The organism is Rubellimicrobium aerolatum, assembly GCF_017872975.1.
GTDB lineage: Bacteria > Pseudomonadota > Alphaproteobacteria > Rhodobacterales > Rhodobacteraceae > Rubellimicrobium > Rubellimicrobium aerolatum.
Map to the genome: position 1 here is coordinate 67385 of NZ_JAGGJP010000001.1, position 21604 is coordinate 88988.

19 protein-coding genes are annotated in these 21604 nt (G+C 72.1%); 16 read left to right on the top strand and 3 right to left on the bottom strand.

Annotated elements, in window-relative coordinates:
- Positions 1–30: 30 nt before the first annotated feature.
- Together J2Z33_RS00350 and miaA are read right to left on the bottom strand one after the other, a co-directional pair.
- Positions 31–1695, bottom strand: a complete 1665-nt coding sequence (locus J2Z33_RS00350; protein ID WP_245218358.1) for an ABC transporter substrate-binding protein — start codon at positions 1693–1695, stop codon at positions 31–33.
- A 112-nt stretch (positions 1696–1807) separates the two neighbouring features.
- Entirely contained in the window at positions 1808–2674 is an 867-nt protein-coding gene (miaA, locus tag J2Z33_RS00355; protein WP_209836716.1) for a tRNA (adenosine(37)-N6)-dimethylallyltransferase MiaA, read from the bottom strand.
- A gap of 192 nt (positions 2675–2866) precedes the next feature.
- Between miaA and pyrH the strand changes: the two genes are divergently transcribed.
- From pyrH to lpxB, 13 genes are all read left to right on the top strand, one after another.
- A complete protein-coding gene (pyrH, locus tag J2Z33_RS00360) occupies positions 2867–3556 on the top strand; it encodes a UMP kinase (protein ID WP_209837456.1) in 690 nt (229 codons plus the stop codon).
- A gap of 76 nt (positions 3557–3632) precedes the next feature.
- Positions 3633–4532, top strand: a complete 900-nt coding sequence (locus J2Z33_RS00365) for an MBL fold metallo-hydrolase (RefSeq protein WP_209836718.1) — start codon at positions 3633–3635, stop codon at positions 4530–4532.
- A gap of 820 nt (positions 4533–5352) precedes the next feature.
- Positions 5353–5916, top strand: a complete 564-nt coding sequence (gene frr / locus J2Z33_RS00370; protein ID WP_209836720.1) for a ribosome recycling factor — start codon at positions 5353–5355, stop codon at positions 5914–5916.
- A 26-nt stretch (positions 5917–5942) separates the two neighbouring features.
- The gene (gene uppS / locus J2Z33_RS00375; protein WP_209836722.1) at positions 5943–6707 is read left to right on the top strand and encodes a polyprenyl diphosphate synthase; all 765 of its coding nucleotides are present in this window, start codon (positions 5943–5945) and stop codon (positions 6705–6707) included.
- Complete coding sequence (locus J2Z33_RS00380) at positions 6704–7504, top strand: phosphatidate cytidylyltransferase (protein ID WP_209836724.1); 801 nt, start codon at positions 6704–6706, stop codon at positions 7502–7504. Before uppS ends, J2Z33_RS00380 begins: the two co-directional genes overlap by 4 nt.
- Positions 7501–8688, top strand: a complete 1188-nt coding sequence (gene dxr, locus J2Z33_RS00385) for a 1-deoxy-D-xylulose-5-phosphate reductoisomerase (RefSeq protein WP_209836726.1) — start codon at positions 7501–7503, stop codon at positions 8686–8688. The genes J2Z33_RS00380 and dxr overlap by 4 nt, the downstream gene beginning before the upstream one ends.
- A 4-nt stretch (positions 8689–8692) precedes the next feature.
- Positions 8693–10027, top strand: a complete 1335-nt coding sequence (gene rseP / locus J2Z33_RS00390) for an RIP metalloprotease RseP (RefSeq protein ID WP_209836728.1) — start codon at positions 8693–8695, stop codon at positions 10025–10027.
- A 164-nt stretch (positions 10028–10191) separates the two neighbouring features.
- Complete coding sequence (gene bamA / locus J2Z33_RS00395) at positions 10192–12480, top strand: outer membrane protein assembly factor BamA (protein WP_245218360.1); 2289 nt, start codon at positions 10192–10194, stop codon at positions 12478–12480.
- Positions 12480–13094: an OmpH/Skp family outer membrane protein gene (locus J2Z33_RS00400; RefSeq protein WP_209836750.1), complete on the top strand. Its 615-nt coding sequence runs from the start codon at positions 12480–12482 to the stop codon at positions 13092–13094. The genes bamA and J2Z33_RS00400 overlap by 1 nt, the downstream gene beginning before the upstream one ends.
- 69 nt (positions 13095–13163) lie before the next feature.
- Positions 13164–13646 (top strand): 3-hydroxyacyl-ACP dehydratase FabZ, encoded by a 483-nt coding sequence (fabZ, locus tag J2Z33_RS00405; protein WP_209836752.1) that lies wholly within the window; start codon positions 13164–13166, stop codon positions 13644–13646.
- Positions 13643–14419: an acyl-ACP--UDP-N-acetylglucosamine O-acyltransferase gene (lpxA, locus tag J2Z33_RS00410; protein WP_209836754.1), complete on the top strand. Its 777-nt coding sequence runs from the start codon at positions 13643–13645 to the stop codon at positions 14417–14419. Before fabZ ends, lpxA begins: the two co-directional genes overlap by 4 nt.
- Positions 14416–15219, top strand: a complete 804-nt coding sequence (locus J2Z33_RS00415; RefSeq protein ID WP_209836756.1) for an LpxI family protein — start codon at positions 14416–14418, stop codon at positions 15217–15219. Before lpxA ends, J2Z33_RS00415 begins: the two co-directional genes overlap by 4 nt.
- The gene (gene lpxB / locus J2Z33_RS00420; protein WP_209836758.1) at positions 15216–16358 is read left to right on the top strand and encodes a lipid-A-disaccharide synthase; all 1143 of its coding nucleotides are present in this window, start codon (positions 15216–15218) and stop codon (positions 16356–16358) included. The genes J2Z33_RS00415 and lpxB overlap by 4 nt, the downstream gene beginning before the upstream one ends.
- 27 nt (positions 16359–16385) lie before the next feature.
- Here lpxB and mnmA read toward each other — a convergent pair whose 3' ends face one another.
- On the bottom strand, positions 16386–17531 hold the full coding sequence (gene mnmA / locus J2Z33_RS00425) for a tRNA 2-thiouridine(34) synthase MnmA (protein WP_209836760.1): 1146 nt from the start codon (positions 17529–17531) through the stop codon (positions 16386–16388).
- A gap of 153 nt (positions 17532–17684) precedes the next feature.
- Between mnmA and sciP the strand changes: the two genes are divergently transcribed.
- From sciP to ligA, 3 genes are all read left to right on the top strand, one after another.
- Entirely contained in the window at positions 17685–17963 is a 279-nt protein-coding gene (sciP, locus tag J2Z33_RS00430; RefSeq protein WP_209836761.1) for a CtrA inhibitor SciP, read from the top strand.
- Between the two features lie 89 nt (positions 17964–18052).
- Complete coding sequence (gene ctrA, locus J2Z33_RS00435) at positions 18053–18769, top strand: response regulator transcription factor CtrA (protein WP_209836763.1); 717 nt, start codon at positions 18053–18055, stop codon at positions 18767–18769.
- A 550-nt stretch (positions 18770–19319) separates the two neighbouring features.
- Positions 19320–21461: an NAD-dependent DNA ligase LigA gene (gene ligA / locus J2Z33_RS00440; protein WP_209836765.1), complete on the top strand. Its 2142-nt coding sequence runs from the start codon at positions 19320–19322 to the stop codon at positions 21459–21461.
- Positions 21462–21604 lie beyond the last annotated feature (143 nt).

The window sequence follows — 21604 nt, forward strand, 5'->3', positions numbered from 1 at the left end:
GGATCGCGTCCCGCCCCCCGGGAGGGCCGCTCAGTTGGCGGGCTCCATCCACCATTTGTAGTGATGGTGCTCGTAGATCGGGTGCTGCTCGGCGCCCCGCACCCGCGGCGTCGCGTGACGGTAGAGCGCCAGCCAGTAGGGCTGGATCACCACGCCCTCGTCCTGAAGGATCCGTTGCAGCCGCGCCATCACCGCGCGTCGCGCCTCGGCGTCGGTGATCGAGCTGGCCTCGGCCAGGGCCGCGTCGAACTCGGCGTTGGCGAAGGCCGTCTCGTTCCAGGCGACGCCCGACTTGTAGGCGAGGTTCAGCGTCTGCACGCCCAGCGGCCGCATGGCCCATTGCGTGGCCGAGAACGGATAGTTCAGCCAGTCGTTCCAGAAGGTCGATCCGGGCAGCACCGTCCGCCGGATGGCGATGCCGGCGTCGCGGATCTGCGCGGCCACCGCGTCGCAGGTCGCCGCCTGGAACGAATCGTCGAGCGAGACCAGCTCGAACTCGGTCGCGCCGTGCCCGGCCGCCTCCAGCGCCGCCCGCGCCGCCGCCGGATCGACGACGGGGGGCGGCAGCTCGGCGTATTCCGGGTGGATCGGGCAGACATGGTGGTTCTCCGCCACCAGCCCCCGGTCGCTGTAGCCCAGCTCCAGCACGACGGCGTTGTCCACCGCCATCTGGAGGGCCCGGCGCACCTCGCGGCTGTCGTAGGGCGGCTGCCGCTGGTTGAACCGCACCGCGAGGGTCGAGGCGGTGATCGCCTCCGACTTCGCCCAGCCCAGCGAATCGTAGATGTCGATGAAGTCGCCGTTGGTCTGGTAGGTGGCGTCGATCTCGCCCGATTCGGCCGCCGCCAGCACGGCGGCGGGGTCGGTGCCGTAGTCGATGTACTCGATCCGGTCGAGCCAGGGGCCCCCATGCACCGCCGTGCCCCACCAGGCGTGGTCCGGGTTGCGGACGAGGACCTGCCGGACGCCCACCTCGTTCACCTCGGGCAGGTAGGGGCCGGTGCCGATCGGGCTCGCGGCCGGGTCGCCGCCGTCGTAGCTCCGGTGCACCACCGCCGCCGGATAGTCGGCCATGTTCGCCACCACGGCGATGTCGGGCGCCGACAGCCGCAGCCGCACCGTCGCCGCGTCCAGGATCTCGACCGCCTCCTCGCGCATCCGGTTCGTCGCCGGGTCCACCAGCCCGGCGAACCGCGCCGCCATGGAGTTGCCCTCCACCGTGCCGTCGCACCAGCGGCGCAGGTTGTGCGCCACGTCCTCGGCGGTGAAGGGGTCGCCGTTGTTCCAGGTCACGCCCTGCCGCACGGACAGCACCCACTCGGTCGCGTCGGCGTTGGCCTCCCAGGATTCCAGCAGCATCGGGCGCAGCGTCCCGTCCGCCTGGTATTCCGCCAGGTAGTCGAGCCAGCCGCGCGCGAAGTTGGCGATCTCGGACCAGTCCCAGGTGCGCGGGTCCTTGAGGGCCCGCGTCTCCATGTTCATCCGCAGCGTGCCCCCCGGCACCGGCGTCGCGGCGTCCTGCGCCCCCGCCGGCGCCTCCAGCCCCAGAAGCCCGTAGGCCGCGCCCGAGGCCACGCCCAGCGCGGTCGCCCGGGTGAGGAACTCGCGCCGGGACAGCCGGCCGGCCCGGACCTCGCCGGCGTGCATGAGGGCGGCCGGATGCGGCGCGCGGGCGGAGGGGCGTCGAGGCGTCATGGTCTCTCCCATCGGTCGCGGTCGGCGCGGTGGGCCCGTCGGGCTCCGGCGCGGCTCCCGGCATTGGGCATTCGCCGGGCCCCGAGGTCAATGCCGGAAGCGCGCCGCCCTCTCACCCCTCCGGCACGGCGACCGCCCGCCACGCCCCCATGCGCGAGCGGAACCAGGTCCGCTGCCTCTTGGCGTAGAGCCGCGACGCGAGCACCGCCCGCGCCCGCGCCTCCTCCAGCGTCAGCCGGCCCAGCAGGTGCGCCCGGATCTCCTCGGCCCCCAGCGCCCGGAAGGCCGGCGCCCGCTCCCGCCACGCCGGCAGCAGCGCCCGCGCCTCCTCGACCGTGCCCCCCTCCAGCATCGCGCCGAACCGCGCCGCGATCCGCGCGTCGAGCCAGGGCACCTCGGGCCGCAGCACCAGCGCCGCCGCGCGCGCCAGCGGCAGGAGCGGCGGCGGCGTGTCGGCCTGCCACTCCGCCAGCCCCCGCCCGGTCGCCCGCAGAACCTCCCAGGCCCGCTGCACCCGCGCCCGGTTGCGAAGGTCGAGCCCTTCGGCCGTCCGCGCGTCCAGCCCGGCCACCAGGACGCCGAGCGGCAGCGAATCCCCCTCGGCCCGCACCTCGGGCGGCACCGGCGGGATCTCGGCCAGCCCCTCGGTCAGCGCGCTCAGGTAAAGGCCGGTGCCCCCGACGATCACCGGCCGCCGGGCGCCCTCCAGCAGCGGCGCGACCTCCCGCAGCCAGTGCCCGACCGAATAGGGCTCCGCCATGCCCACGTGCCCGAACAGCGCGTGCGGCACCTCGGCCTCCTCGGCCGCGCTCGGCCGCGCCGTCAGCACCCGCCAGCCCTCGTAGACCTGGAGCGCGTCGGCGTTCACCACCACCCCGCCGCCCTCGCGCGCGATGCGCGAGGCCAGCGCCGACTTCCCCGAGGCCGTCGGCCCCGCGATCAGCACCGGCCGATCGGGGGGTATCCCGCTCAGGTCCATCGCCGCCTCCCATTGAAACCCCCGGCTCTTTGCGACATTGGGGGCGCCGGTGGAAGCAGGCGGAGGCACCCGGGCATGAACGACGCAACCCAACCCGAGGCCCAGCCGCCCGAACCCGAGGCTCCCGAATTCCAGACGCCCGAGTCCCAGGCGCCCCAGACCCCGGCGCCCCGGACCGCCTTCAAGCGCGTCATGCTCAAGATCTCCGGCGAGGCGCTGATGGGCGACCAAGGCTACGGCCTTCATCCGCCCACCGTCCAGCGCATCGCGCAGGAGGTCAAAAGCGTCCGCGACCTGGGCGTGGAGATCTGCATGGTCATCGGCGGCGGCAACATCTTCCGGGGCCTCCAGGGCTCCGCGCAGGGGATGGAGCGGACCACGGCCGACTACATGGGGATGCTGGCGACCGTGATGAACGCGCTCGCCATGCAGTCGGCGCTGGAGGACATCGGCGTCTTCACCCGCGTCATCAGCGCGATCCCGATGGATCAGGTCTGCGAGCCCTACATCCGCCGCCGCGCCGTGCGCCACCTGGAGAAGAAGCGCGTCTGCATCTTCGCCGCCGGCACCGGCAACCCCTACTTCACCACCGACACGGCGGCCACGCTGCGCGCCTCCGAGATGCACTGCGAGGCCATCTTCAAGGGCACCAAGGTCGATGGCGTCTACGACAAGGACCCCAAGAAGCACCCCGACGCCAAGCGCTACGACCGCGTGGGCTACACCGAGGTCCTGACCCGCAACCTCGGCGTCATGGACGCCTCGGCCATCGCGCTGGCGCGGGACAACAACCTCCCCATCATCGTCTTCTCGCTCGACGAGCCCGGCGGCTTCCGGGGCATCCTCGCGGGCCGGGGCACCTACACGACCGTGCAGGGGTAGGGCGTCCAGGGCCGAGGCCCGGAACCGCCCCGCCGGGGTCGCGGTTGACCGCGCGACCCCAGCAGGGAGGCGGCCCATGGCCCAGCAGATCCCGGTGTCCCCCGACGCCGTCGCCGTGGACGAGGCGCTCGACGCCGCGCGCCACGACAAGACCCACGAGGTCGCCCCCGACCTCGCCTGGCGCCGCCTCGGCCTCGTGAACGTGGTGTTCTGGGGGCCGCCCGGCGCCGGCGACCGGGGCTGGGTCCTCATCGACGCGGGCCTCCCCGGCACGGCGGGCTTCATCCGCTCCGCCGCCGCCGCCCGCTTCGGCGAGGGCGCGCGCCCCGCCGCCATCGTCATGACCCACGGCCACTTCGACCACGTCGGCGCATTGGAGACGCTGGCCGAGGACTGGGACGTGCCCGTCCACGCCCACCCCCTCGAACGTCCCTACCTGACCGGCGCGGCCTCCTATCCGCCCGGCGACCCCACGGTCGGCGGCGGCCTCCTCGCCCGGCTCGCCCCGCTCTTCCCGCCGACCCCCGTGGATGTCGGCGCCCGCCTCCACGATCTGCCGTCCGACGGCTCCGTGCCCTTCATGCCCGGCTGGCGCTGGCTCCACACACCCGGCCACAGCGTCGGCCACGTCTCTCTCTGGCGCGAGGCCGACCGGACCCTGATCGCCGGCGACGCCTTCGTGACCACCGCGCAGGAATCCGTCTACGCCGTCGCCGTGCAGGCGCCCGAGATGCACGGCCCGCCCAAGTATTTCACGGTGGACTGGGAGGCCTCCGAGGACTCGGTCCGCCGCCTCGCCGCCCTGGAGCCCGAGCTCGCCCTCACCTTCCACGGCCAGCCCCTCCACGGCCCCGAGCTGCGCGCGAGCCTCCACCGCCTGGCCCACGAGTTCCGCGCCGTCGCCGTGCCCCCTCAGGGCCGCTACGTCACCGAGCCCCGCCACGCCGCCGACGGCTCGGCCTACGAATCGCCCTGACGGCCCCGCGGGGCGGGGGTCCACCCCCCACGCCCCGCCCGTGCGCCCGTCCCGGGCGGCGCAAGGTGCGTATTTGGGCCAAGTTGAGAGGGCATGGCTCATCGACTTGGCCCAAACACGCGGCGACGGCCGCCGCCGGACGAGCCAGCCGGCCCGCTCGCCCCCGCCCTGATTCGCTGCCGCCTCTCCCTCGCCGGGGGCGTTGCGCGAACCGGGGGCCGAGCGTTCGTTGCTGTCAGGCGGCGTTAACGCCTGCGTGCGACTCTCTCCCCCGCACGACCACACGCAAGCGGCCCCCGTCCGCACGGCCCGGCGCTCCCCAGGGGCGGAGACGCTGGCCCCGACGGCAGGGGGCGGAAAGGAGAGACGAGAGACGAAGAGCAATCCCGGCCCCGACAAGGCCGGGGGCAGACACACGCGATGGGCCAGGAGCGGCCAGATACCCGGCCAGGGAGGCCGAGGCGCCCTACGGGCGTTCTCCCTCGATGCCACTGAGACCCAGCCCGCTAAATAGCGGCCGGTGCTCCCGCTCGCGCGCCCCTGGTCCCCGCGAGCCCGGGAGTGAACCCGGAGGCCTCGCGGGGATTTAGTCTGTCCGGCGATCGGATGCGCGGACGCGCGAGGCAAGGTTCACCCCGCCCTGCGAGGCCACGACCCCGGCCCCTTGGCCCCGAACCGTCCCGATCCGTCCGCGAGGCGGGCAGGGCGGCACCACCCGGCCGAGTCCGGCGGAACGGCCGGTTCTCCGCACCTATACAACGCCGCCGCGTTGCGGCTATAGAGCGGCGAACCCGTGACCGCTACCGGGACGAGCACCCACATGGCCGACGACTTCGAACTCGACACCGACGACCTCCAGCGCCGGATGGATGGAGCGATCGCATCCCTTCGCACCGAATTCGCCTCCCTCCGCACCGGGCGCGCCTCCGGCACCATGCTGGAGCCCGTGCAGGTCGAAGCCTACGGGCAGATGACCCCCATCAACCAGCTCGGCACCGTCAACGTGCCCGAGCCGCGCATGGTGACGATCAACGTCTGGGACCGCGGCATGGTCTCCAAGGTGGAGAAGGCGATCCGCGACTCGGGGTTGGGCATCAACCCCCAGACCAACGGCACGATCATCATGCTCCCCATCCCCGAGCTCAACGAGGAGCGGCGGCGGGAGCTGTCCAAGGTCGCCGCCAACTACGCCGAGCACGCCCGCGTCGCCGTCCGCAACCTGCGCCGCGACGGCATGGACCAGATCAAGAAGGCCAAGGGCAACGGCATCTCCGAGGACGACGCCAAGTTCTGGGAGGGCGAGGTGCAGGAGCTCACCGACCGCTTCATCAAGCTGGTGGACCAGACCCTCGAGGCCAAGCAGGCCGAAATCATGCAGGTCTGACCTGTTTCTTCCCCCGGAGCTCGGCGATGGCCTTTGACAGCAAGACGGATGGCCCTGCGGGCGTCGGCCCGGCCGGACCCCGGCCCGGACCCAGGCACGTGGCGATCATCATGGACGGCAACGGCCGCTGGGCGCAGATGCGCGGGCGCCCGCGCCTGCTCGGCCACCACGCCGGCGCCAAGCGCATCCGCGAGATCGTCGAGGCCTGCCCCGACCTCGGCGTGAAGTATCTCACGATCTTCGCCTTCTCGACCGAGAACTGGACGCGCACCCAGTCCGAGGTGGCGGGCCTCATGTCGCTCTTCCGCCGCTACATCCAGCGCGAGGCGCAGGATCTCTACCGGCGCGGCGTCCGCGTCCGCTTCATCGGCGACCGCATCAAGCTCGACGGCAAGCTCGTCACGCTGATGGACGACCTGGAGCTGCTGACCTCGGGCAATGACCGCGTGCACCTGACCATCGCGCTGAACTATGGCGGCCGCGACGAGGTGACGCGCGCCGCCAAGCGGCTCGCCTACGAGATCGAGATGGGCCGCCTGTCCCACAAGGACGTGGACGCCGAGACGCTGGCCAGGTTCCTCGACACCCGCGTCCTGCCCGACCCGGATCTGGTCATCCGCACGAGCGGCGAGGCGCGGATCTCCAACTTCCTGCTCTGGCAATCCGCCTACGCGGAATACGAGTTCATCGACACGCTCTGGCCCGACTTCAGCGCGCCCGAGTTCGCGCGCATCGTCCGGGCCTTCGCCGCCCGCGACCGCCGCTTCGGGGCGGTGCGGGCTCCCGCGTGAGGGCTCCCGCCGATCCGTCCAGATGGGCGGACCTCGCGCCGCGCGCGGCCTCCGCCGCCGTGATGATCGCGGTCGGCACAGCGGCCGTGGTGGCGGGCGGCGTGTGGTTCCAGATGGTCACGGTCTTCGTCACCGCCGTGATGATCTGGGAGCTCTGGACCATGATCGAGCCCCAGGGCCCGACGCGGGGGATGCTCCTCGCCGCCCTGGTGGCCAGCGTTCTGTCCGGCCAGCTGGAGCTCCAGGAAAGCTGGAGCCTCGCTCTCTTCCTCATCGCCCCCCTCGCCGGCGCGATCACGCTGCGGCGCGAGCGGCTGACCTTCCTCGCCTTCGCCCTCGCCGTGCAGGTGGCGGGCTGGGGCCTCGTGACCTTCCGGCTCGACTACGGCTTCTTCTGGCTCCTCTGGCTGATCGGCGTGGTGGTGGTGACGGACGTGGCGGGATACTTCGCCGGCCGCCTGATCGGCGGCCCCAAGTTCTGGCCCCGCGTCAGCCCCAAGAAGACCTGGTCGGGCACCGTCGCCGGCTGGGCCGGGGCGGCGGGGGTCGGCCTAATCTTCGACGGCCTCGCGGTCGTCGGCCCCCAGATCGTGCCGCTGTCGATCCTCCTCAGCATCGCCTCGCAGTGGGGCGACATCGCGGAAAGCGCCCTCAAGCGCCGCATGGGCGTCAAGGACTCGTCGGCCCTGATCCCCGGCCATGGCGGCCTCTTCGACCGCTTCGACGCCCTGCTCGGCGCGTCGCTGTTCATGCTGCTGGTGACGGCGGCCCTCGGCGTGCCGGGGGTCCGGCCGTGAGGCGCGTGACGATCCTCGGCGCGACGGGCAGCATCGGCCAGAACACCCTCGACCTGATCGCCCGCGACCCCGAAGCCTATCAGGTCGAGGCGCTGACCGGCTCCACCAACATCGACCTCCTCGCCCGCGACGCGGTGCGCCTGCGCGCCCGCCTCGCCGTCACCGCCTGCGAGCCGCTGTATCGCGACCTCCGCGACCGCCTCGCCGGGACGGGGATCGAGGTCGCCGCGGGCCCGGCCGCCGTGGCCGAGGCGGCGGCCCGCCCGGTGGACTGGACGATGAACGCCATCGTCGGCGCGGCGGGCCTCATGCCGGGGCTGGAGGCGCTGCGCCACGGCGGCACGCTGGCCCTCGCGAACAAGGAAACCATGGTTGCCGCCGGCCCCTCCGTGATGCAGGCGGCGCGCGAGAGCGGCGCGACGATCCTGCCCGTGGACAGCGAGCATTCCGCGATCTTCCAGGCGTTGCGCGGCGAGGACGCCCGCGCGGTCGAGCGGGTCGTCCTCACCGCCTCGGGCGGGGCCTTCCGCGACTGGCCGCTGGAGCGGTTGGCCCGCGCCACCGTCGAGGAGGCGTCCTCGCACCCGAACTGGGCCATGGGCCAGCGCATCACCATCGACTCGGCCTCCATGTTCAACAAGGCGCTGGAGATGATCGAGGCGCGCGAGCTGTTCGGCCTGGTCCCCTCGGCCATCGAGGTCGTGGTCCACCCGGAAAGCCTCGTCCACGCGGTCGTGGGCTTCCGCGACGGAGCGATGATGGCGCATCTCGGCGCGCCCGACATGCGCCACGCCATCGGCTTCGCCCTCAACTATCCCGACCGGGCCGAGCTCCCCGTCGCGCGGCTCGACCTCGCCGCCATCGGCCGCCTGACCTTCCGTCCCCCCGAGGACGCCCGCTATCCCGCCCTCGCGCTCGCGCGCCGGGTGATGGAGGAGGGCGGCCTGACGGGCGCCGCCTTCAACGCCGCCAAGGAGGTCGCGCTCGACGCCTTCCTCGCGCGGCGGTTGGGCTTCACCGACATGGCAACGGTCGTGACGCGGGCGCTCGACCGCTTGGCTGGCGACGACGCCATGCCGCGCCTAAGTTCGGGGGACGCCGTGCCAGGCCTCGGGGATGTCCTCGAAGCGGATCGGATCGCCCGCCTCCGCGCGGGCGAGGCCGTGGCCGGCCTGAAGGGGTGAGACCTTGGACGCCACGCAGTTCCTCCCGCAGTTCGGCGGCTTCGCCTTCACGCTCCTCGCCTTCGTCGTGGCGCTCTCGATCATCGTCGCGATCCACGAATACGGCCATTACATCGTCGGCCGCTGGACCGGCATCCACGCCGAGGTCTTCTCGCTGGGCTTCGGCCCTGTGCTGTTCGCGCGGACCGACCGTCGCGGCACCCGCTGGCAGGTCGCCGCGCTGCCCTTCGGCGGCTACGTCAAGTTCCTGGGCGACGCCAACGCCGCCTCGGTCGGCGCCGCCCCGGGCGCGATCCCGCCGGACCGCCGCCGCCAGACGATGCTCGGCGCGCCGCTCTGGGCGCGGGCGGCGACCGTCGCGGCCGGGCCCTTCGCGAACTTCCTGCTGACGATCCTCCTGTTCCTGGTCCTCGGCCTCGTGCAGGGCCGCCCGACCGATCCCCTCACCATCGCCCGCCTCGTGGACCTGCCCGACAGCTACGCCCAGGACCTGCGTCCCGGCGACGAGGTGCTGGCCATCGGCGGCCGCCCGGTCGGCGTCGAGACGCTGGGCGCGGTCATCTCCGACCTGCCGCCCGCCCGCTCGGTCGATTACGCGATCCGTCGCGGCGGAGACGAGCTGACCGTGCAGGGACCGCACCCGTTCCCGCCGGTCGCCGCCTCCGTCTCGCCCGACAGCGCCGCCTGGGACGTGGGCCTGCGCGCCGGCGACGTGGTGCTGGAGATCGACGGCCAGCCGATCCAGGCCTTCGACGAGCTCGTGGACATCGTCCGCGTCTCCGAGGGGCGCCCGCTGGGCGTCCTCGTCTGGCGTGGCGGCGAGGAGCACCTCTTCACGGTCGTCCCGCGCCGCACCGACCTGCCGCTTCCCGAGGGCGGCTTCGAGACGCGCTGGCTCGTCGGCCTCTCCGGCGGCCCCGCCTTCGAGGCCGAGACGCGGACGCCGGGCCTCCTCGAGGCCCTGGGCGACTCGGTGGCGCAGCTCTGGTTCGTGCTGGGCTCCTCGCTGTCGGGCATGGGCCACATGCTCACCGGCGCGATCTCCACCTGCAACCTGTCCGGCCCGGTCGGCATCGCCGAGGCCTCGGGTGCCATGGCCTCGCAGGGGGCCTTCAGCTTCGTGTCCTTCCTCGCCGTCCTCTCGGCGGCGGTGGGGCTGATGAACCTCTTCCCCATCCCGATCCTCGACGGCGGCCATCTGGTCTTCCACGCCTGGGAGGCCGTCACCGGCCGGCCGCCCGGCGACCGCGCGCTGCGCGTGCTGATGGGGGCCGGGCTGTCGCTCCTCCTCACGCTGATGATCTGGGCCGTCGCCAACGACCTCTTCCTCTGCCCCTGATCCGCCGGTGTGGCCCGGCGGGACGCGCCCCCGGCCGACCTCGCCGCCCCGGTCCCGTTGCTTTTGACAAAAGCCCGGGATGCGGCTAGGCCGGAAGCCGAAAAACCAACAAGGCGCGGGCGGTGGAGATGAGCGGATTGCGGTGGCTTGGGCGTCGCTCGGGCATGGGTGGGCGCCTGCTTGCGACGCTCCTCCTGACGGCGGCCCCCCTGGCCCTGGGCGCGCAGACGTTCAGCTTCGGCTCGGTCCGGGTCGAGGGGAACCAGCGGATCGAGGCCGGAACCATCCTCGCGCAGGCCGGCATCGCGCAGGGCGAGGCGGTCTCGGCCGGCCAGCTCAACGACGCCGCCCAGGCGATCCGCGCTTCCGGCCTCTTCGAGTCGGTGGACCTCGTGCCCGAGGGGAACACCCTCGTCATTCGCGTCCGCGAATGGCCCACGGTCGGCCGCATTGCCTTCGAGGGGAACGACTCGATCTCCGACGAGGATCTCGCCATCCTCGTGGGCTCGGTGGAACGGCGCATCTACTCGCCCACCCAGGCCGAGCAGGACACCGCCGCCATCGCCCAAGCCTACGTTGAGTCCGGCCGGGTCAACGCCGTCGTCTCGCCGGCCATCATCCGCCGCGACAACAACAGCGTGGACCTCGTGTTCCAGATCGCCGAGGGCGGCGTCTCCGAGGTGGAGCGGATCTCCTTCGTCGGCAACCGCGGCTTCTCGGACCGGCGGCTCCGCAACGTGCTGGAGACGCGGCAGGCCGGGCTCCTGCGCTCGATCATCGGCAGCGACACCTTCGTCGCCGACCGCGTCAACCTCGACCGTCAGCTCCTCACCGACTTCTACCGCTCGCGCGGCTACGCCGACGCCGTTGTCCAGAGCGTGGACGTCAACCTGACGCGGGAACGCGACGCCTATCTCATCACCTTCAACGTGCAGGAGGGGCAGCGCTTCCGCTTCGGCACCGTCACCGTGACGAGCACCATCCCAGAGGTGGACCCCTCCCTCTTCGAGAGGGCGGTCCGCGTCGACCGGGGGCAGTCCTACTCCCCCGTCGCCATCGACGCCGACATCTCGCGGATCGAGGCGCTGGCGCTGCGGCAGGGGATCAACTTCCTCCGCGTCGATCCTCGCATCACCCGCGACGAACGCGGTCTCCTCCTGAACATCGAATACGCCCTCGTCCCCGGCGACCGCATCTTCGTGGAACGCATCGACATCGAGGGCAACGCCACCACGCTCGACCGCGTGATCCGCTCGCAGTTCAACACCGTCGAAGGCGACCCCTTCAACCCGCGCGAGATCCGCGAATCGGCCGAGCGCATCCGCGCCTTGGGCTACTTCGCCAATGCCGACGTGCAGGCCCGTCCCGGCTCGGCCGAGGATCAGGTGGTGATCGACGTGAACGTCGAGGAGCAGCCCACCGGCTCCTTGTCCTTCGGCGTCAACTATTCCAGCGACGACGGCCCGGCCCTGATCGCCTCCTTCTCCGAGGACAACTTCCTCGGGCGCGGGCAGGAGCTGCAATTCGACATCTCCACCGGCCAGGACAACCGGCGCTTCAACTTCGAGTTCATCGAGCCCGAGTTCCTGAACCGCGACCTCGAAGCCGGGATCGATCTCAGCTACCGCGCCACCGACAACGCCAGCGCGCTCTACGACACCAGCGCCTTCCGCCTCTCGCCGTCGCTCGGCTTCCCGCTCAGCGAGAGGGGGCGGCTGAACGTCTTCTATGCCGCCGAGTTCACCGACATCACGGACGTGGCGGGCGACCGCACGGACGACGCCGACGACCGCGCCTCTCTCATCATCTTCGACGAGGCCGACCAGGGCGGCATCTGGACCAACTCCGTCGGCTTCACCTACAGCTTCGACACCCGCCGCAACAACATCGACACGCCGACGAACTACGCCTTCCGCGCCGGCCAGGAATACGGCTTCGGCGACCGGACCTTCATCAAGTCGAGCGCGCTCGCCTCGGCCGAGACCCGGGTCCTGGGCGAGGACGTGACCCTGCGCGCCACCGTCGAGGGCGGCGTCCTCAACTACACCGACGGCGAGAGCCGGGTGACTGACCGCTACTTCCTCGGCTCCAGCATCATGCGCGGCTTCGAGAGGGGCGGCATCGGCCCCCGCGACGCCGACACCGGCGACGCGCTGGGCGGCAACGCCTTCGCCGTCGCCCGCCTGGAGACCGAGTTCCCGCTGCCGGTTCCCGAGGAATACGGCGTCGCCGGCGGCGCCTTCGTGGACTACGGCTCGCTCTGGGAGGTCGGCAAGTCGCGGGACGACGTGACGATCCTCGGCGACGAGTTCACGCCGCGCGCCAGCGCCGGCCTGTCGCTGTTCTGGACGACGCCGCTCGGGCCCCTGCGGTTCAACTTCAGCCGGCCGCTGATCTCCGAGGACTACGACGAGGTCCAGAACTTCGACGTGACCGTCTCCACGCGCTTCTGATGCGCGGCCGGGCCCTGATCGCGGCCGCCCTCCTGACTCTGGCCCCGCTCGGGGCCGGGGCGCAGGAGGGGTTCGCCCTGGGGCAGGTCCAGAGCCCCGTGCTGACCATCGTCGCCGAGCGCCTCCTGGCCGAGACGCGCTACGGCCGGCGGCTCGCCGCCGACCTGCGCCTCCGCTCCGAGGCGCTGGCCGCCGAGAACGAGCGCCTCGCCGCCCAGCTCACCGCCGAGGAGCGTGCCCTCACCGAGCGCCGCCCCGCCATGGAGATCGAGGCCTTCCGCGCCGAGGCGGAGGCGTTCGACGCCCGCGTCCAGTCCATACGCGCCGCCCAGGACGCCAAGGAAGCCGAGCTTCAGGACGCCGCCACCCGGTCCCGCAGCGTCTTCCTGGACACCGTCAAGCCTGTTCTGGACCGCCTGATGATCGACAGCGGAGCCGCCGTGATCCTGGAGCGTCGGGATGTCTTCCTGAGCGTGGGTCTCGTGGACGTCACCGACGCCGCCATTACCGCGATCGACGAGCAGATCGGCGATGGCACCGGGCGGCCCGAGGCCGCCCCGGTTCAGGATCCCGCGCCCATGGCCGAGGAGGCCGCGCCGCCCGGCGGCGGCTGATCCGGGGGCGCTTGCGGGGTGGGGGCCATCTTGCTAGGCAACCCTCGACCAGCGAGGGGAGACGGGACCATGGATCAGCCGACGGCCGAGGGCCAGCACCTGACCGGGGCCGACCTCCAGCTCATCCAGCGGATCCTGCCGCACCGCTACCCGTTCCTGCTCGTGGACAAGGTCCGCAACGTGGAAGGAACGACCCGCGCCCAAGGCGTCAAGAACGTCACCGCGAACGAGCAGTTCTTCCAGGGCCACTTCCCCTCCGAGCCGGTGATGCCCGGCGTCCTCATCATCGAGGCGATGGCCCAGACCTCGGGCGTGATGATCGGCCTCGGCCTCAACATGCTCGACCAGGGCGCTCTCATCTACTTCATGGGCATCGACAACTGCCGCTTCCGCCGCAAGGTCGTCCCCGGCGACCAGCTCCTCATGGATGTGGAGACGCTGCGCGGCCGCCCCGGCGGCAAGGTCTGGAAGCTCAAGGGCACCGCCACCGTCGATGGCGAGGTCGCGGCCGAGGCCGAGTTCACCGCCATGATCGTCCTGCCCGGCGCATGACGGTCCACCCTTCCGCCATCGTCGATCCCGGCGCGCGGCTGGGCGAAGGGGTCCGCATCGGCCCCTTCTGCCTCGTCGGCCCCGAGGTCGTCCTCGGCGACGGGGTGGAGCTCCGGTCCCACGTCGTCGTCGCCGGCGACACCGAGATCGGCGCCGGCACCACCGTCTTCCCCCATGCCGTGCTGGGCGAGATTCCCCAAGACCTGAAATACGCCGGCGAGCGGACGCGCCTCCGCATCGGCCCCCGCAACCGCATCCGCGAGAACGTGACGATGAACCTCGGCACCGCCGGCGGCGGCGGCGAGACGCGGGTGGGCGAGGGGTGCCTGTTCATGGCGGGCTGCCACGTCGCGCACGACGCGCAGGTGGGCGACCGCGTGATCGTCGCCAACTGCGCCGCCATCGCCGGCCATTGCCTCATCGGCGACGACGTGGTGATCGGCGGCCTCGCCGGCATCCACCAGTGGGTCCGCATCGGCCGGGGCGCGATGATCGGCGCGCTCGCCATGGTCACGCACGACGTGATCCCGCATGGCCTCGTCCAGGGCCCGCGGGGCGAGCTCGACGGCCTCAACCTCGTCGGCCTCAAGCGGCGTGGCGTCCCGCGCGAGGAGATCACGGCCCTGCGCCATGCCTACCAAGCCCTCCGCGACGGCGAGGGCGCCTTCCAGGACCGCGCCCGCGCCCTCGCCTCGGCCGACAGCGCAATGGTGCGCGAATGGGCCGACTTCGTGCTCTCCTCCTCCGACCGCCAGTTCCTGACGCCCCGATGATCGCCTTGATCGGCAGCCCCGGCGCGCTCACCGGGCATCTCGCCGCCACGCTCGGGCGCGAGGGCCGTCCGCACCTCGCCTGCGTCCTTTCCGACCGCACCGACCTCGCCCCTCCGCCGGGCGAGCCGCTGCCGTTCCGTGTGGAGCACCTCGGCCGCCTCCTCGTCGCGCTGCGCGAAAGGGGCGTCACCGGCGTCTGCTTCAGCGGCGGCATCCGGCGTCCCTCCGTGGACCCGTCCCAGATCGACGCCCTGACCATGCCCTTCGTCCCCCGCTTCCTCGCCGCCGCGCGGGCCGGGGACGACGGCGCGCTCCGGGTCATCCTGTCGCTCTTCGAGGAGGCGGGCTTCGCCATCCACGCCGCCCACGAGATCGCGCCCGACCTCCTGCCGCCCGCCGGCGTCCTGACCGCCGCCCGGCCCACCCCGGCCCACGAGGCCGACGCCGCCCGGGCCGAGCAGGTCCACCGCATCCTCGCCCCCGCCGACATCGGCCAGGGCGTCGTCGTCCGGCGCGGACAGGTCCTCGCCGTTGAGGCGCTTCCGGGCACCGATTTCATGCTCGACAGCCTCCGCGACCTCGCGCGGGACGCCTTGTTCTACAAGGCCCCCAAGGCGACCCAGGACCGCCGCGCCGACCTCCCCGCCATCGGTCCCGCGACCATGGAGCGCGCCCGCGCCGCCGGCCTTTCCGCCATCGTGATCGAATCGAACGGCGTCATGGTTCTCGACCGCGCGGCGACCGTGGCGGCGGCGAACGCGGCAGGCCTCGTCCTCTGGGTCCGCGAGCCCGGCCCATGAGGGTCTTCCTCGTCGCCGGCGAGGCCTCGGGCGACAAGCTCGGCGCGGCGGTGATGGCGGGCCTGCGCGAATTGCGCCCCGACGTGGCCTTCGACGGCATTGGCGGCGAGCTGATGGAGGGGCAGGGCCTCCGCAGCCGCTTTCCCATGTCCGATCTCAGCGTCATGGGCCTCGTGGAGGTGCTGGGCCGCTACCCCCTCCTGCGCCGCCGCCTCGACGAGACCATCGCCGCCGTCCGCGCTGCCCGCCCCGACATCCTGCTGACCATCGACAGCCCGGACTTCGGCCTCCGCGTCGCCCGAGCCGTGCGGGGCACCGGCCTCCGCTGCGTCCACTACGTCGCCCCGACGATCTGGGCCTGGCGCCCCGGCCGCGCCCGCAAGCTGCGCGGCGTCGCCGACCACCTCCTCGCCCTCTTCCCCTTCGAGCCGCCGCTCTGGGAGGCGCAGGGCATCCCCTGCGATTTCGTGGGTCATCCCGTCGTCGCCGAGCCGGTGGCGACCGCGGCCGAGGCCCGCGCCCTGCGTGGCACCCTGGGCCTCGGCGACGCCCCGGTGATCCTCGCGCTCCCCGGCTCGCGCCGCAGCGAGGTCGAGCGCCTGTCGGCCCGCTTCGGCGAAGCGCTGGCCCAGGTCGCGGCCAATCGCCCCGACACCCGCATCCTGCTGCCCGCCGCCGCCCCCGTGGCCGACCTGTTGCGCGACCTCATCGCCCCATGGCCCGTCAAGCCGGTGATCCTCAATCCCCGCGCCGACCCCCTGGGGCAGGCCACCAAGCGCGCCGCCTTCAAGGCCGCCGATGCCGCCCTCGCCGCCTCAGGCACCGTCTCGCTGGAGCTGGCCGCCGGCGGGACGCCCATGGTCATAGCCTACGACATGGCTTGGCTCACCTGGCAGGTTGTCCACCGCATGGTCCGGCTCGACACAGCGACGCTCGTCAACATCGTCTCCGCCACCCGCGCCGTGCCCGAGTTCCTCGGCCCCGCCTGCCGCCCCGGCCCCATCGCCGACGCGATCCTCAAGCTGCTGGATGACCCGGGCACCCAGCGCGACGCCATGCGCCTGACCATGGAAAGGCTGGGGCAGGGCGGGGAGCCCCCGGGCCTTCGGGCGGCCCGCGCGATCCTGTCGAGAATGTAGGGCGGACTTCAGCCCGCCAGACCGCCCTCACGCTGCTCGCGCAATCCACCCGCCGCCCAGCACGCGACTGCCCTCGGGCGCGTAGAAGACGCAGGCCTGCCCCGGCGCCACGCCCTCCTCGGGCGAAAGCAGCGTCACCTCCGCCCCGCCCGGCACCGGCCGCAGCAGCGCCGGCACTGGCTGGCGGGTGGAGCGCACGCGCACCAGCACCTCCTGCTCGCCCTCGAAGGCCCCGTCGCCCAGCCAGTTCACCTCGCGCAGCGCCACCGTCCGCGACAGCAGCAGCTCGCGCGGCCCGACCACCACCTGCCGCCGGTCGGCATCGAGCCGGACCACGAACAGCGGCTCCTCCAGCCCCCCGATCCCAAGGCCCCGCCGCTGCCCGACCGTGTAGCGCAGCACGCCGTCGTGCCGCCCCAGCACCCGCCCCTCGTGGTCCACGATGTCGCCCGGCTCGGCCGCGCCGGGGCGCAGCTTCTCGATCACCGCCGCATAGTTGCCCGACGGCACGAAGCAGATGTCCTGGCTGTCCGGCTTGTCCGCCACGGGCAGCCCGTAGCGCGCCGCCAGCGCCCGCGTCTCGGCCTTGGACCCCAGTCCTCCCAGCGGGAACCGCAGGTATGAAAGCTGCTCGGTCGTGGTCGAGAACAGGAAATAAGACTGATCCCGCGCCGGGTCGGCCGCGCGGTGCAGCTCCGGCCCGTGCGGCCCGGCGAATCGCCGGATGTAGTGCCCCGTCGCCATGCAGTCGGCGTCCAGGTCCTTCGCGACTCCCAGCAGGTCGCGGAACTTCACCCGCTCGTTGCAGCGGATGCACGGCACCGGCGTCGCCCCGGCGAGGTAGCTGTCGGCGAATTCGTCGATCACGGATTGGCGAAACACCGTTTCGTAATCGAGAACATAGTGAGGAAATCCCATCGCCTCGGCCACCCGCCGGGCGTCGTGGATGTCGCGCCCGGCGCAGCAGGCGCCCTTCCGCGCCAGCGCCGCGCCGTGGTCGTAGAGCTGCAACGTCACCCCCACGACGTCGTAGCCTTCCTCGGCCAGCATCGCCGCCACGACCGAGCTGTCCACCCCCCCGGACATCGCCACGACGACCCGCGTCTCGGCCACTGGCTTGGGCAGTCCCAGGGAGTTCAGCCCAACGGGGGCCAGGACGGGATCGAGGGGCATGGGCACCGGCTCCGGCCGACGGGTCCGGACGCGGACCCAAGGCATCGTAGAATATAGGAAAATGCCATATATTCACAAGGGCGGGCTTCATCAAGCCTTAAGTCGCCCAAGTGCATCGTCCCCTTCGCGAAGATCGTCAAACAGGGGTGAGCGATGTTTCTACGCAAGGTGGATGGGCCGCGTTCGGTGACGCTGCCCGATGGAACGATCATGACGCGGGCGGATCTTCCGCCCGCCGACACGCGACGATGGGTCGCCTCCCGCAAGGCGGCCGTCGTCCGCGCCGTGGCGGCGGGGCTCATTTCCCGCGCGACCGCGCTCTCGACCTACGGGCTGAGCGAGGAGGAATTCATCCAGTGGGAAACCGCGGTGACCCTCTACGGCGAGGGGGCGCTGCGGACCACCAAGTTGCAGGCCTATCGACAACTATGACGTCAACGGCCACGCTGAACGCGCGCGTAACGGGCAGTTAACTATTTCGTGCCTATACTGGGCAACAGAATCGATAGCGGAGACCAGGGATGCGAATCCTGCTCGTTGAAGACGATCCGACGACGTCCCGCAGCATCGAGCTGATGCTGACGCACGCGAACCTGAACGTCTACGCCACCGACCTGGGCGAGGAGGGGATCGACCTCGCCAAGCTCTACGACTACGACCTGATCCTGCTCGACCTCAACCTCCCGGACATCCCGGGCTACGAGGTCCTGCGCCAGCTCCGCGTCGCCAAGGTCGAGACGCCGATCCTGATCCTCTCGGGCGACGACGACACCGAGAGCAAGCTCAAGGGCTTCGGCTTCGGCGCCGACGACTATCTGACGAAGCCCTTCCACCGGGAGGAGCTGGTGGCCCGCATCCATGCGATCATACGTCGATCCAAGGGCCACTCGCAATCGGTGATCCGGACGGGCCGGATCTCGGTCAACCTCGACACCAAGACGGTCGAGGTCGCCGGCCAGCCCGTCCACCTCACCGGGAAGGAATATCAGATGCTGGAGCTCCTGAGCCTGCGGAAAGGCACGACCCTGACCAAGGAGATGTTCCTCAACCACCTCTACGGCGGCATGGACGAGCCCGAGCTCAAGATCATTGACGTGTTCATCTGCAAGCTCCGCAAGAAGCTGGCGCAGGCCACGGGCGGCGACAGCCACATCGAGACGGTCTGGGGCCGCGGCTACGTCCTCCGCGACCCCGATCCCGTCTACCGCGACATCGAGCGCCTTGCCGTCGGAGCCTGAGCCGGACCCGTCCGACGCCTTCCCGGCCTCCGCCGCGATGCTCGAACCCGGACGGCAGCCCCATCGTGACGGCGCGGCTCGCCGATGATGCGCCGCACCCCGAGGCATCCCGCCAGTGGCCCTTTTCCGCAAGGACCGGACCTTGATATCGTTCCGGGCCCCAGCGTCCGGGCCACGGGACCACGTCCGACCGTCGCGCGGCGGACAAGTCCACCTGCAATGACCAGCTTGCATCCATAGCATCTGCAAGGTTCCGCCGGCGCACGGCCACGCCCGCGCAGCCATCCAACGCTCCCGTTCGCCCGGCCAGCTCCCTCGCAGCGGCAGGTTTGGGCCGTCGTTCGGGAACCTGCTCCTCCATCGCCCTATCGGCACCGCCATCCCGGTGTTGCGGGCGGCTCCGCCTGGCGCTCCGCATCCTGCCGAAGGCCGGCTTGGTCCGACGTCCCGGACCGACCTTCAGCTTCGGATCGCGGCTCCCGTCGGGGCGCACTGGACCCGGCAAGGCGCGCTGCCTATCACTCCGTCGGGCAGGAGGAGGGCAAGCCGCATGGACAGCAGCGATCTGGACGTCCCGCAGGATGTCGCCCTCCTGACCGAGGCGCAGGCCGCGCGGGAGCTCGCCCGTCTCGCCGCCGAGCTCGCCGCCGCGAACGCCGCCTACCACGCCGAGGATGCGCCCATCATGTCGGACGCGGCCTACGACGGGCTCAAGCGCCGCAACGCCGCCATCGAGGCGCGCTTCCCTCATCTCAAGCGCCCTGACAGCCCGACCGAGCAGGTCGGCGCCGCGCCCGCCGAGGGCTTCGGCAAGGTCCGCCACAGCGTGCCGATGCTGAGCCTCGCCAACGCCTTCCGCCCCGAGGAGATCGAGGAGTTCGACGCCCGCACCCGGCGCTTCCTGAACCTTTCCGCCGATGCGCCGCTCGCCTGCGTGGCCGAGCCCAAGATCGACGGCCTCTCGCTCTCCCTGCGCTACGAGGCTGGCCGCCTCGTGCAGGCTGCCACGCGGGGCGACGGCGAGGTGGGCGAGAACGTCACCGCCAACGCCCTGACCGTGGGCGACATCCCGAACCGGCTCCGGGGGGCCGCGCCCGAGGTGCTGGAGGTCCGGGGCGAGGTCTACATGACCCATGCCGACTTCGCCGCCCTCAACGCCCGCGCCGCCGAGACCGGGGCCAAGGTCTTCGCCAACCCCCGCAACGCCGCCGCCGGCTCGCTCCGCCAGCTCGATCCTCGCGTCACAGCGAGCCGGCCGCTGCGCTTCTTCGCCTATGCCTGGGGCGAGGTCTCCGAGCCGCTGTCCGACACCCAGTGGGGCGCCCTCCAGCGCTTCCGCGATCTGGGCTTCGAGGTGAACCCGCTCGCGCGGCCCTGTGACGGCCCGGCGGCGCTCCTTGCCGCCTACGCCGAGATCGAGGCGCAACGCGCGACGCTGGGCTACGACATCGACGGCGTCGTCTACAAGGTGGACGACCTCGGGCTCCAGCGCCGCCTGGGCTTCCGCTCCACCACGCCGCGCTGGGCCGTCGCGCACAAGTTCTCGGCCGAAAGGGCCTGGACCCGCCTCCTCGCCATCGACGTGAACGTGGGCCGCACCGGTGCGCTGGCGCCGCTCGCCCGGCTCCAGCCGGTCACCGTGGGCGGCGTGGTCGTCTCGAACGCCACGCTTCACAACGAGGACTACATCGCCGGTCGCTCCGCCGCGACCGGCGAGGAGATCCGGGGCGGCCGCGACCTCCGTGTCGGCGACTGGGTCGAGGTGCGGCGCGCGGGCGACGTCATCCCGCAGATCGTCGATATCGACCTCGCCCGCCGGCCCGCCGGCTCCGAGCCCTTCGCCTTCCCCGTCACCTGCCCGCAATGCGGCTCGGACGCGGCGCGCGAGGCGGGCGACGCCGTGCGCCGCTGCACCGGCGGCATCGCCTGCCCGGCGCAGGCGGTGGAGAAGCTCAAGCACTTCGTCTCCCGCAACGCCTTCGACATCGAAGGGCTGGGGACCAAGCAGATCGAGATGTTCTTCCGTGACGACATCCTGCCGATCCACGAGCCCGCCGACATCTTCACCCTGGAGGCGCGCGACCGCGCCAACCTCGCCAGGCTGAGGAACCGCCTGGGCTACGGCGAGAGATCGGCCCAGAACCTCTTCCGCGCCATCGAAGGGCGCCGGACCATCCCGCTCGCACGCCTCATCTTCGCGCTCGGCATCCGCCACCTGGGCGAGGCGGGGTCGGCCCTCCTTGCCCAGCACTACGGCTCCTGGGAGGCGTTCGAGCGGGCCATGACCGCCGCGAAGGTGGGCGAGGGGCCGGAATGGGAGGAACTCAACGCCATCGACGGCGTGGGCCGCGTGCTCGCCACCTCGGTCGTGACTGCCTTCCATCAGGGGGCCGAGCGGGCGGCGATCGACCGCCTCATCCCGCACCTCACCATCGAGAACCCAGCCCCCCGCATCGCCGAGAGCCCGGTTGCCGGCCTGACCGTCGTCTTCACCGGCACCCTGGAGCGGATGACCCGCGCCGAGGCCAAGGCCCGGGCCGAGGCGCTGGGGGCCAAGGTCGCAGGCTCCGTGTCCGCCAGGACCGACCTCCTGGTGGCCGGGCCGGGAGCGGGCTCCAAGGCCCGCGACGCCGAGCGGCTGGGCGTCAAGGTCATCGACGAGGCGACCTGGCTCGCCCTCGTCGGAGGTTGAGGGTGGGTCGCTCCCGACCTCCCGAGGAGCCTCAAGGCCCTGCCGCCGCGGAGGTCCCGCCGCCGGAGCGCCGGGACCGCGAATCCCGCCCCCTCGATCCCGTCCGGGACGAGGACGATCCGACATCGCCCGCCGCGACGCCC